This is a genomic window from Kosakonia sp. 1610 (assembly GCF_050435845.1).
In the GTDB taxonomy this organism is placed as follows: Bacteria; Pseudomonadota; Gammaproteobacteria; order Enterobacterales; family Enterobacteriaceae; genus Kosakonia; species Kosakonia cowanii.
The window spans coordinates 19,968-31,041 of record NZ_JBNDKZ010000017.1 but is presented as its reverse complement, the minus strand read 5'-3'; the positions used below and the strand labels follow the sequence as shown (position 1 = coordinate 31,041).

At 56.3% G+C, this 11,074-nt stretch carries 11 protein-coding genes; 7 read left to right on the top strand and 4 right to left on the bottom strand.

Translation table 11 applies throughout. The features are described 5' to 3' along the window. Window positions 1–196: 196 nt before the first annotated feature. Window positions 197–538 carry a nitrous oxide-stimulated promoter family protein gene (locus ABIC80_RS23775; protein ID WP_305207617.1) on the bottom strand — a complete coding sequence of 114 codons (342 nt, stop codon included), beginning with the start codon at window positions 536–538 and terminating at the stop codon, window positions 197–199. A gap of 72 nt (window positions 539–610) precedes the next feature. Continuing rightward, window positions 611–1,213: a TetR/AcrR family transcriptional regulator gene (locus ABIC80_RS23770; protein ID WP_429178796.1), complete on the bottom strand. Its 603-nt coding sequence runs from the start codon at window positions 1,211–1,213 to the stop codon at window positions 611–613. A 111-nt stretch (window positions 1,214–1,324) separates the two neighbouring features. On the opposite strand from ABIC80_RS23770, the gene ABIC80_RS23765 reads away from it, so the two are divergent. The 3 genes from ABIC80_RS23765 to ABIC80_RS23755 all read left to right on the top strand — a co-directional run bounded on the left by ABIC80_RS23765 (window position 1,325) and on the right by ABIC80_RS23755 (window position 4,644). Then, the gene (locus ABIC80_RS23765) at window positions 1,325–1,924 is read left to right on the top strand and encodes an NAD(P)H-dependent oxidoreductase (RefSeq protein ID WP_094421858.1); all 600 of its coding nucleotides are present in this window, start codon (window positions 1,325–1,327) and stop codon (window positions 1,922–1,924) included. Window positions 1,925–2,409: 485 nt separating this feature from the next. After that, on the top strand, window positions 2,410–3,255 hold the full coding sequence (gene chbR, locus ABIC80_RS23760) for a transcriptional regulator ChbR (protein WP_042713771.1): 846 nt from the start codon (window positions 2,410–2,412) through the stop codon (window positions 3,253–3,255). Between the two features lie 33 nt (window positions 3,256–3,288). Beyond that, the gene (locus tag ABIC80_RS23755) at window positions 3,289–4,644 is read left to right on the top strand and encodes a 6-phospho-beta-glucosidase (RefSeq protein WP_429178794.1); all 1,356 of its coding nucleotides are present in this window, start codon (window positions 3,289–3,291) and stop codon (window positions 4,642–4,644) included. Between the two features lie 64 nt (window positions 4,645–4,708). Here the strand turns inward: ABIC80_RS23755 and ABIC80_RS23750 are convergent, their stop codons facing one another. Further along, window positions 4,709–6,223 carry a carbohydrate porin gene (locus ABIC80_RS23750; protein ID WP_429178792.1) on the bottom strand — a complete coding sequence of 505 codons (1,515 nt, stop codon included), beginning with the start codon at window positions 6,221–6,223 and terminating at the stop codon, window positions 4,709–4,711. A 314-nt stretch (window positions 6,224–6,537) separates the two neighbouring features. Between ABIC80_RS23750 and ABIC80_RS23745 the strand changes: the two genes are divergently transcribed. The 3 genes from ABIC80_RS23745 (at window position 6,538) to proP (ending at window position 9,231) form a co-directional block, all read left to right on the top strand. After that, window positions 6,538–6,735, top strand: coding sequence for a hypothetical protein (locus ABIC80_RS23745; RefSeq protein WP_023481113.1), 198 nt, complete (start codon window positions 6,538–6,540; stop codon window positions 6,733–6,735). A 1-nt stretch (window position 6,736) separates the two neighbouring features. Beyond that, complete coding sequence (locus ABIC80_RS23740) at window positions 6,737–7,507, top strand: hypothetical protein (RefSeq protein ID WP_200580838.1); 771 nt, start codon at window positions 6,737–6,739, stop codon at window positions 7,505–7,507. Between the two features lie 248 nt (window positions 7,508–7,755). After that, complete coding sequence (gene proP / locus ABIC80_RS23735; RefSeq protein ID WP_429178790.1) at window positions 7,756–9,231, top strand: glycine betaine/L-proline transporter ProP; 1,476 nt, start codon at window positions 7,756–7,758, stop codon at window positions 9,229–9,231. Here the strand turns inward: proP and ABIC80_RS23730 are convergent. Further along, complete coding sequence (locus tag ABIC80_RS23730) at window positions 9,228–9,551, bottom strand: hypothetical protein (RefSeq protein WP_054803732.1); 324 nt, start codon at window positions 9,549–9,551, stop codon at window positions 9,228–9,230. The genes proP and ABIC80_RS23730 overlap by 4 nt on opposite strands. A 146-nt stretch (window positions 9,552–9,697) precedes the next feature. Between ABIC80_RS23730 and ABIC80_RS23725 the strand changes: the two genes are divergently transcribed. Beyond that, window positions 9,698–11,032, top strand: a complete 1,335-nt coding sequence (locus ABIC80_RS23725) for a cation:proton antiporter (protein WP_200135216.1) — start codon at window positions 9,698–9,700, stop codon at window positions 11,030–11,032. Window positions 11,033–11,074: the final 42 nt, after the last annotated feature.

The following is an 11,074-nucleotide window of genomic DNA, read 5'->3' as shown; positions in this document are numbered from 1 at the left end:
TGAGCGCAGTGCGCAGCACCGATTTCCTCGCGGGGCCGCGGGGATTGACAAGGGGAGCGCGGCCGCTTCCCTTGTCCCGTTCACCGCACCGGTGAGAAAAATATTCAGCCGCACGCATAGTGAACGGAAAAATACCACCAAAGCCATATGCGAACCCCATTGCCGGATGGCGCTTGACGCTTATCCGGCCTACTTGCTACTTGCGCCGATACTTTTCCGGCAACGCCGGTACCGGGCGCTTATCGTCGATCAAATGCCGCACCGTTAATATCGGATGCCGCCACAACATGCGTGGCCCCGCCCAGCGCATCACCTGCTTCATCTCTTCGCGCTTTGCGGGCTGATAACAGTGCACCGGACACTGCTTGCAGGCCGGTTTTTCCTCGCCAAAGACGCACTTATCAAGCCGCTTCTCCGCGTAGGCATAGAGATCCGCGTAGTGCGCCGCGCTGCTCACCGCATCCGGGCAGGCGCGTTGATAGAGGGCAATCATCTTCCTGATGGTCAGTTTTTCCCGCAGGATGCGTGGTCCAGACATCGTTATCACCAATAATTAAGATGCATTTATAATACAACTTAATACCTCGTGATGGCACCCTGGGTGAGCGTTTTATGCACTCTCATCACTCAACGTCGCGCGCACCATGGCGATAATCACCCGCTCCAGCTCCTCTTTCGCCTGCTGTTCGCTAATCGCATCCTGCACTGCCGCCCAGGAGAGCCCTTCGGCAGCGCCGAGCATCGCCCATAACGCGGCGTCGCGCAGAGGCGCGCCACAAAACGGCGCAAACAGCATGCGGCAGGTGCCGGTGAAATCCACCGCGTATTCGCGGCGGATCTTCTCCAGCTCCGGCGTTCCTGCCAGCGCCGCCAGCAGGCTCGGCATCTCGCGCCCCTGAAACAGCACACATTCGATATAGGTTTTCGCAACCACTTCTGCGCGCGGCTGGAGCTCGGGCGCGGTTTGCGCCAGCAGCGACTCCAGTTTGCGGTTCTGGCGCTGATCGTACTCGCGATAGAGCGCCGCCAGCAGCCCGGAGCGGCTGGTGAAGTGGTCATAGACCACCGGTTTGGTGACGCCCGCGCGTTCGGCTAAATAGCCGAGCGTCAGCGCTTCGGTACCCAGTTCATGAATGATCTGCCATGCCACCTCAACCAGCTGTGCGTAGCGCTCTTCCCGCGAGAGCCGCTGGCGTACACGCGTATCGGCCATACTTTGCCTCCTTGACAAGATTATATACCATTAGTAACTTACTAGTAGTAGGTTACCGATAGTATATAAGCCTACGGTGATTGATCCGTAATGGCAACCGAGGAGAAGAACATGCATGCACTGATCGTAGTCTCTCACCCGCTCGACACCTCATTAACCCATGGCCTGGCGCACGCGGTGGCAGAAGGGATCCGCGAAGAGAATGCGCAGCACAGCGTTGAGATCGCCGATCTGGCGCGGGAGGGTTTTAACCCGTCGTTCACCGCCGCCGACTACAACGCTTTTATGCAAACCGCCCCGCTACCCGCCGATGTGCTGGCTGAACAGGCGCGTATTGAAAAAGCCGACGCGTTGATACTGGTGTTTCCTATCTACTGGTGGACGATGCCGGGGCAGTTAAAGGGGTGGATCGATCGCGTCTTTGCCAACGGCTGGGCTTACGAAGATAGCGGCACCGGCAAGGTGATCAAGAAGCTGGGGCATCTGCCGGTGCATCTGGTGGCGACAGGCGGCGCAGACACTAAAACCTTTGAAAAACATGGTTATGCGCAATCCTGGAACACGCAAATTCCCCACGGTATTTTCGATTACTGCGGCGCGCCGGTGTTAACCAATGCCACGCTGATGCAGCCCGATCTCGGCTCGCCCCAGGCTTGCCTGCAAAAAGCGCGTGAGATCGGCAAAACTATTTTTGCCGCTAACCAGGGGTAATTTTTCGCCGGAGAGGAGCCTGCGCCCTCTCCGGGCTCGCTAAAAAATTACCGAAATTGTGAAGAAGAGCATAACAATCGGTCAATCAGAGATAATTGTGGCAGATTGCAGAATACCTCCCTCCGGCACGCTCCCGTATACTTGTTTTATCTCAGGAAAAAAGTACTAAACGCAAATTTACGGCTCCTGTGAAGATGTACTGACGCCCTTTTGGCAAAAATGGGAATAATTGCCGCGCGCGTTGAGGGTAGAGAAGCATATTTCTCTTTCGACATTGCAGGCGAGTCTGTTTGCTTACCGTTAATGATAAGGCAGATATCCTGCCGCTTCGGTCATTATTGAAGCATTCCCGGCAGCCCTGAACGCAGATAAAGAGCGTTCGCGCCAGAAAAAAAGGCAGCGTTCATTAAGCAGGAAGCGCGCGCAGAGCGATCGCCAACGCGCTGAAATTTTGACATGTATGAGCAAGTCGTAAGGAGTGAACGATGCAGCCAACGCCAATGATCGGCACACAGGAGATCAAAACCGTCCACGAACAGCAGCTCTTTAAAGGAAAGCCTTTCCATGTGTTTATCTTCAACAAATCGGAGAGCGCCAGCGGGCTGCATCAGCATGATTATTATGAATTTACTCTTGTTCTGACCGGGCGTTACTACCAGGTCATTAACGGTAAACGCGTGCTGCTGGAGCGCGGCGACTTTGTCTTTATCCCGCTGGGCTCGCACCACCAGAGCGTCTATGAGTACGGCGCCGCGCGGATCCTTAATGTGGGGATCAGCCGCAAATTTTTCGAACAGTACTATCAATCGCTGATGCCGTTCTGCTTTGTTGCCTCGCAACCTTACCGCACGCACAACGCATTTTTGACCTATGTTGAAACAGTGATTGCTTCGCTCAATTTTCGTGAGAACGGGCTGGATGAGTTTATTGAAACCGTCACCTTTTACGTGCTCAATCGCCTGCGCCACTACCGCGAAGAGCAGGTGCTGGAGGATATTCCCCAGTGGCTAAGAAGCACCGTCGAAGCGATGCACGACAAGCGCCAGTTCAGCGACAATGCGCTGGAGAATATGGTGCGGCTCTCCTGCAAATCGCAGGAGTATCTTACCCGCGCGACCCGGCGCTTTTATGACAAAACGCCGATGCAGATCATCAATGAGATCCGCATCGACTTTGCGAAAAAGCAGCTCGAGATGACCAACTACTCGGTGGCCGACATCGCCTGGGAGTCGGGCTACAGCAGCCCAAGCCTGTTTATCAAAACCTTCAAAAAAATGACGTCGTTTACACCCAACAGTTATCGCAAGCGGTTGACGGAAATCACGCAGTAACGCCCGCTGGCGTGACCCTCCACAGGAGAGAGCATGGATCCGAAACTGAAAGTCGTCACTATCGGCGGGGGTAGCAGCTATACGCCGGAACTCCTTGAGGGGTTTATCAAGCGCTACCACGAACTGCCGATTACGGAGTGGTGGCTCGTTGACGTCGAGGAGGGAAGAGAGAAGCAGGAGATTATTTTCCAGCTCTGCCAGCGGATGGTGGCAAAAGCGGGCATTCCGTTAAAAGTCTACCAAACGCTGGATCGCCGCGAGGCGTTGCAGGGCGCGGATTTTGTTACCACCCAGCTGCGCGTTGGCCAGTTAAAAGCGCGCGAGCTGGATGAGCGCATTCCCTTAAGCCACGGCTATCTTGGTCAGGAGACCAACGGCGCAGGCGGCTTGTTCAAAGGGCTGCGCACCATTCCGGTCATTTTCGATATTCTGCGCGACGTAGAGGAGATCTGCCCGAACGCCTGGGTGATTAACTTTACCAACCCGGCGGGGATGGTGACCGAAGCGGTCTGTCGCCATACCGACTTCAGGAAATTTATTGGCGTCTGCAATATTCCTGTCGGCATGAAGATGTTTGTCCGCGATGTGCTGGCGCTGGAGGCGCAGGATGAGATCGCGCTCGATCTTTTCGGCCTCAACCATATGGTGTTTCTCAGCGATGTGCAGGTGAACGGCGTGTCGCGCTTCGCGGAGCTACTCGACGGCGTTGCCAGCGGAAAGTTGCAGGCATCGTCGGTGAAAAACATCTTTGATCTGCCGTTTAGCGAAGGGTTAATTCGCGCTCTTAACCTGCTCCCCTGCTCTTACCTGCTCTACTACTTTAAGCAGAAAGAGATGCTGGCGATTGAGCTTGGCGAATATTACAAAGGCGGCGCGCGGGCGCAGGTGGTGCAGCAGATCGAAAAAGAGCTGTTTGAGCTCTATAAAGATCCGACCCTAGACGTAAAACCTCAGGCGCTGGAGCAGCGCGGCGGTGCGTGGTACTCGGATGCGGCCTGCGAAGTGATTAATGCCATCTATAACGATAAGCAGACCGAACACTATGTGAATATTCCCCATCACGGGCATATCGACAACATTCCAGCGGAGTGGGCGGTTGAGATGACCTGCCTGATTGGACGCGAAGGAGCGACGCCGCATCCGCGCGTCACCCACTTTGATGACAAGGTGCTGGGGCTTATCCACACCATCAAAGCCTTTGAGATCGCCGCCAGCCGGGCGGCTCTGAGCGGCGAGTTTAACGATGTGCTGCTGGCGCTCAATCTCAGCCCGCTGGTGCACTCGGACGGTGACGCCGAGGTGCTGGCGCGCGCGATGTTGCTGGCTCATGAGAAGTGGCTGCCGAACTTCGCCGCTACCCTTGCCCACCTTAAGCATCAGCAAGCTTGATACCGGGACCGTTTGCCCGCCCGGAACAGGCTATTGCGGCGCACTTCTGCGCCGCATTGATTACTTACCACCACACCTCAGCCTGGGCGCCGACGGTGAACTGCTCCCGCCGCTCATCGCCAAAGCGGAAGTGGCTGATGCCATTCTCCTGTGCGCGGAGCCAGCTGGCGTAAAACCGCAGCTCCGGTCGCGAGGTCAGCAGGCTGGTGTCCACTTTCAGCGCGTGATAGAGCGTGGCTTTATACCCCTTCTCACGGTAATCCTCGCCCTGCTGGCGGTTGGTTTGTTTAAACCACGCCAGCTCGACGCCCGTCTGGTTATGCTTATCCCAAATCCACGCCGGGCGCATCACCGCCCGGTAGCTGCGAAAATCCGTATGCGCGCCGGTGTCATAGCTGTAAATATCCTGCCCGGCGGCGTAGACCAGCGCGTGCGCCAGCACGATCTGCGATGAGGGGTAGAACTCGCCCTGGGAGATGGCGCGCACGGCATGCCCGTAGGTGTGTTCGCCATAATAGTTGTCGTGATAACCGTAGCTCGCTCCGGAGTTGGAGATAAGCGCGAAGCCGCTCGCCAGCGCGTTATCTGCCGCCTGTAGCGTGAACTCCTCAAACCCGCCCACGCTAAAGCTCTGTCGCAGGATCGCACCCGCTAGCCACGCATCTTTGATGCTGTAATAGTGCCCCGCTTTTTCACCCGCCCGGTAGGTGGCAGATTTGTTCGCCAGCGAGTAACGACCAAACAGCTCCAGCGTGGCGCGATCCCACAGCGGCAGCGCGTTATAGCGAAGATCGACGGTGTGGGTGTTGACCTGAAGGGTGTTGTGGCTGGCAGGGTAATTCACCGCATGGGCATCCAGATCCTGGCGCACCAGCGCAACGTTGAGTTTGCCCGCGCCGAGCGCCCAATTTTCCACGCCGATCCCCGCGCCGCTGTCGGTCTGGTGGCTTTTCCAGTCCAGCATCTGGATTTCATACTTTGGCAGGTTGTGTTTACCGACCCAGAGATCCGCTTCCGGCGCAAAGGGCAGGAAACCGCGCGTCGTGAGGTAGATATCGGAGAACTGCAGGAGGTTTTCTGAGTGTTTGTCGAACCACGCGGAGCCGTACTGCGCGCCGACGTTGCCATCTAACTGCACCACGGCGTGCGCCGATTTGCCCCCCTCCTCATAAACCCGCTGCGAGAAGGTTAAATCGAACCACGATGAGTACTCATTGCCAAAACGCCCCAGCGAGCCGATGGCGTACTCTTTTGGCGAGCCGTTACTGGCCGTACCCCAGCCGGAACGCAGATAGCCGTGCCAGGCAAAACCGATATCCTCTTTAACAAACTCGCTGATCTCTTTCAGCGTATAGGGGGATTTTTCTGCCGCAGCGGCCTGCGGCTGTGCGGTCGATTTTGCCCCGCTATCGTCGCTTGCTCTGGCCTGTTCCAGCTCCGCTTTTGCCTGCGCCAGCTCCGTCATATTGCGTTGTAATGCCATTTCCAGTTGGCTCAGTCGCTCCTCAACCGTTAATTTTTGTGCAGAGGCGTGGGCACAGGCTGCTGTAATTAGCAGTGCGAGTAATGATTTATTCATAATAATCAGTCCATTTATTAATATATAAACGCGCTGAATAAAGATTCCCTTTAATTTAATTTGCGCGTCTTACCCTGAATGCGTGAAATATAAGAAAGTTAACAAATACAGAAAGATAAGATTATTGATAAACGAGGGGTATAACCCAAAAGCAGGCCTCCTTAACAACTATTATTGAGCGGATAATAGTCATTCAGGATGTTTCGATATGTCTATAAAGATAAATTCATTTTTAGATCTCTCTCGCACAGAATTTTCTCGGAAATTTCACACATTCATGAAATGGTTTCTATACTCTCTGCGGAGGTTTATTAATGAGAAAATTACTTCGTTCTTTATTTGCCAGCCCTGACAAGCTGTTACAGGTGATGAGTCACAGTGAAATACAGGATTCGATTGAAGATGGTGAGCGCATTGTGGTCGATGCTGACGGTAACGCCTCGGTGAATATCCACTGCAAAAGGGTACAGGAAGATTTCAGAGAGCACGTTGATGCGTTGAAGAGGGCTTAGGATGGGTACAGCAATATTCATGGTTTTGATGGTTTGCGGCTACTGGTACACCTCGCACGACCTCTCGACACGCTTCAAATTTAAACGCAGCTTCGGCTGGGACGTCTACTTTCTGGTGGCGCTCTACGGCTGCGTCTTCGTCCTGCAGGGAATTATTGCCACCGCGTTAATCTGGCTCTGCCTGCTCGCCACTTCGGCGGTGATGAACTCTTTTCCCGCCACGTTTGGCGCGGAAGAGCACCATCTGCACATGACGTTTATGAACTGGACCTTCCTCGGCATCCAGGCGCCGGTGGTGATTATGCTCGCCTTTGCGGTGCTGTTTTGCCTGTGGCATTCGAACTGGTCCAGCAGCGCGCGCCTCGATATCCCCGGCCGCCGCGAGTTGTATAAACACCTCTCGCGCGCCAACGGCATTGAGGGGCTGATCTACCAGTGCATGGAGCGCGGCGATCTGGCGTGGATCACCCTGAAATCGCAGCGGATCTACATCGGCATGATCCATACCGCCACCTTTGATGTCGGCGATGCTAACAACATTGTGCTCATCCCGATGCTGAGCGGTTACCGCAACCATGAGACGCTGGATCTGCGCGTTGAGCATAACTACAGCGCCTGGTACGACGAACATGATATCGATCTCGCCTCGGAGCCAATGTCGGCGCTCGATTTCCGCAAGGTGCTGCTGCTGTCGCAGGTGGAGAGTTTGTCGCTGTTCCATCCCTCACAGGTGATGGCGATGGGCATCAACAAACTGCGGTCTCCGAAGTGAATGCAAGCTAAGGGATTAGCTTGTTCCGCTACTTTTACTCACGGCGCGTTAATATTCAGCTTTCCAGTATAAAAGCAGCGAATTTCGCCAAAAATTTGCCTCATCCATAAATTTTAATTATGGTGTGCCCCTGCCGAAAACGTCGGCAATCTGCTTTTTCTTGCATCTTATAGCTTTCATTTCCCTCCATTTGAGCACTACGGCTGCGAAAGCTATAAGGTCGCACCACCAGCACTCATGGGGAGTTTATGAGCAACGGAACGACTTTACCGCACCACACGAATTCGGCCGCAACGGCCAGTGAACTGACCGTCGAAGACATCACGGTCATCGATAATAAGCTGCTGAAACGCGCCGTTGGCGCCGCCGCGCTGGGCAACACGATGGAGTGGTTCGACTTCGGCGTGTACAGCTATCTGGCGGTGATTATCGGCCAGGTCTTCTTTCCCGGTGCCAGCAGCACCGCACAGCTGATTGCCTCTTTCGGCACCTTCGCCGCCGCCTTCCTGGTTCGTCCGATTGGCGGTATGGTCTTTGGCCCGCTCGGCGACCGCTTTGGCCGCCAGAAGATCCTCGCCCTGACGATGATCATGATGTCGATTGGGACTTTCTGTATCGGCCTGATCCCCGATTACGACAGCATCGGTATTGCCGCACCGATTCTGCTGCTGGTAGCGCGCCTGATTCAGGGCTTCTCGACCGGCGGTGAGTATGGCGGTGCAGCCACCTTTATCGCCGAGTACTCCACCGATAAGCGCCGTGGCTTTATGGGCAGCTTCCTCGAGTTCGGCACGCTTGGCGGCTATCTGATGGGTGCCAGCCTGGTGACCATTATGATTGCCGTGCTGCCAACCGAGGCGATGCACAGCTGGGGCTGGCGTATTCCCTTCTTCCTCGCCGCGCCGCTCGGCCTGTTTGGCCTCTATATCCGCCTGAAGCTGGAGGAGACCCCGGCCTTTAAAGAGCATATGGATAAGCAGGATGCGCTGGAGCACAGCAAACCGACACTCTCTCTGTGGCAGATGCTGCATAAATACCGCAAACAGATGCTGCAGTGTATTGGCCTGGTGCTGGTGTTTAACGTCTCGAACTACATGCTCACTTCTTATATGCCGAGCTACCTCACCAGCGTGCTGGGCATGAGCGAGCTGACCGGCCTGCTGCTGGTGATGGTGATCATGTTCGTGATGATGCCGCTGACGCTGGCCTGGGGGCACTGGACTGACCGTCTGGGCCGCCGCCCGGTGATTGCCTTCGGCGCACTGGGGCTGGTGCTGCTGGCGATCCCGAGCTTTATGCTGATTGGCTCCGGCAATATGTGGGCGGTCTTCGGCGGACTGGTGATTCTGGGCGTGCTGCATACCTGCTTTAGCGGCACCATGCCCGCCACGCTGCCAGCGCTGTTTATCACCGATATCCGCTACAGCGCGCTGGCGATTGGCTTTAACCTCTCGGTTTCGCTGTTTGGTGGCACAACGCCGCTGGTCACCGCATGGCTGGTTGATACCACCCACAATGTGATGATGCCCGCTTACTACATGATGGGCGCCGGGCTGATTGGTGCACTGACCGTGCTGACGCTGCGCGAAACGGCGCGTAAACCGCTGAGCGGCTCGTCGCCTGCGGTTGCCACCCGCGCAGAAGCGCACAAGCTGATTGATAAGTTACGCAAGCAGCGCGCAGCGAAACGCTTAAAAACACAGGCGGCGCATGAGCACGGCTAAACCCAGTCTTCAATAGCGCTGTCCAGAGGCCGGAGCGGTGGCGCGATCCGGCCTATCTCCTCTTCAATATTGAACTCCGTCAGATCTTCGGCGGTTGCCAGCAGATAGGTGTGCCCTTCGGGCGATAGCCACTCGGTAATGAAGTACTGCTCTTTACGCGATAGCTCCACCTTCTTCTGCCCGCTTCGGTCATAGAACTGCCCGAAGCGCTCATCATGCTTCGAGAGATTTAGCCCCATCGCCGGGTAGACGCCGCGCCAGACCTCGCCGTGGTGTTTGCCGCCCAGCACAAGATACTCCTGCATGATCTTCTTGCTCATTTCACACCCCCGTTACGCCGCTTTTTCTAAGCGTAGCTAATGCTCAGCCCTTGCACTATTCGCGCCGTCTGGCCTGGTGCAGACCTTTTTCAGCAACTATACCTTTTGGGGTGCAATGTTTAGCTTGCGGCCTGATGTGGAGGAGTATGAGTTATTTGATGTGGATGGCCGCGACCGGCGGCCTGTTACTGTTGATGTCGTTATCCTACGGCTGGATAAGCCGCGTGCCGATCCCGGTGTTTGGTTTGTATCTGGTGGTTGGCATTATCTGCGGCCCGTGGGAGATGGGCGTTCTTAATATTGATGTGGCGGCCCACGCGGATCTCACCGCTCGCATTACCGAAATCGCGATGGCGGCCTCGCTGTTTATTACCGGCCTGAAAATCCGCCTGCCGCTCACCTCTCCCTACTGGAAGATGGGCATTAAGCTGGCGCTGCCCGCCATGCTGCTGACCATCGGCGGGATTATGGTCGCCGCCCACTATCTGCTCGATCTCGCCTGGCCGCTATCACTGGCACTTGGCGCGATCCTCGCCCCCACCGATCCGGTGCTGGCAAGCCTGGTGGCGATCAACGATGCGCGCGATGATGACCAGCTGCGCATTGCGCTCTCCAGCGAGGCGGGGCTTAACGACGGCACCGCGCTGCCCTTCCTGATGCTGGCGCTGATCTGGTACAAAGCCGATGGTGTGCCGTCGGGCGAAGAGCTGCTGCACTGGCTGAGCATCGATCTGCTGTGGGCGCTGGTCGGCGGCTTACTCATCGGCTACGGTATGGGCCGATTGATAGGGATTATCGCCACCCGTTCGCGCCATAAACAGGGCGAAGTGGCCCCGAGCGACTTTATCGCCCTGGCGCTGATCTGCCTGAGCTTTGCGCTGGCCCAGTCGCTGAGCGCCTCCGGTTTTCTCGCCGCCTTTGCTGCCGGTATCGGCCTGCGCAGCGCTGAAGTGAGCGTACAGAAGCGCCACGGCGATCCTGAGGATGAGGAGGATGTGCCCGCGGAGATGCAGGTTAACCCGCACCTGCGCCATGCGCTGGAGGAGCAGAACCCGATTAAATCCGTCGGGCTGGTGATTGGCGATGCCCTCTCATTTGGCGATACCGTTGAGCGATTACTGGCGGCACTGCTGGTGATTGTCCTTGGCGTTACCCTCTCGCATCACTGGGATGCGCACGCGCTCGGGCTGGCCTTTGTGCTGTTCTTGGTGATCCGCCCGCTGTCGGTGTTTATTGTCACGCTGCGCTCCGGCACAACCTGGTTTCACCGCGCGAGCCTCGGCTGGCTGGGCATTCGCGGCATCGGCAGCCTCAACTATATTGCCTTTGCTTATGTCCACGGTTTGCAGGGCGCGGATGCCGATATTGTCGCCCATATTGCCATCACCATCGTGACGCTGAGCGTGCTGCTGCACGGCATTTCGGTGACGCCGCTGTTAACGGTGCGCAGTAAAAAACTGGCGCGCAAAGCGAAACGTTAACCACCGCCCGGCAATCACTGCAAAAGCGTGGCAGAGTGGCCG

Bases quoted from the DNA above. Each gene is read 5' to 3' on its own strand.
- ABIC80_RS23730 (WP_054803732.1), bottom strand. From the start codon at position 9,551: ATGAGCAAGAAGATCATGCAGGAGTATCTTGTGCTGGGCGGCAAACAC.
- chbR (WP_042713771.1), top strand. From the start codon at position 2,410: ATGCAGCCAACGCCAATGATCGGCACACAGGAGATCAAAACCGTCCAC.
- ABIC80_RS23775 (WP_305207617.1), bottom strand. From the start codon at position 538: ATGTCTGGACCACGCATCCTGCGGGAAAAACTGACCATCAGGAAGATG.
- ABIC80_RS23770 (WP_429178796.1), bottom strand. From the start codon at position 1,213: ATGGCCGATACGCGTGTACGCCAGCGGCTCTCGCGGGAAGAGCGCTAC.
- ABIC80_RS23740 (WP_200580838.1), top strand. From the start codon at position 6,737: ATGGGTACAGCAATATTCATGGTTTTGATGGTTTGCGGCTACTGGTAC.
- proP (WP_429178790.1), top strand. From the start codon at position 7,756: ATGAGCAACGGAACGACTTTACCGCACCACACGAATTCGGCCGCAACG.
- ABIC80_RS23725 (WP_200135216.1), top strand. From the start codon at position 9,698: ATGAGTTATTTGATGTGGATGGCCGCGACCGGCGGCCTGTTACTGTTG.
- ABIC80_RS23745 (WP_023481113.1), top strand. From the start codon at position 6,538: ATGAGAAAATTACTTCGTTCTTTATTTGCCAGCCCTGACAAGCTGTTA.
- ABIC80_RS23755 (WP_429178794.1), top strand. From the start codon at position 3,289: ATGGATCCGAAACTGAAAGTCGTCACTATCGGCGGGGGTAGCAGCTAT.
- ABIC80_RS23765 (WP_094421858.1), top strand. From the start codon at position 1,325: ATGCATGCACTGATCGTAGTCTCTCACCCGCTCGACACCTCATTAACC.
- ABIC80_RS23750 (WP_429178792.1), bottom strand. From the start codon at position 6,223: ATGAATAAATCATTACTCGCACTGCTAATTACAGCAGCCTGTGCCCAC.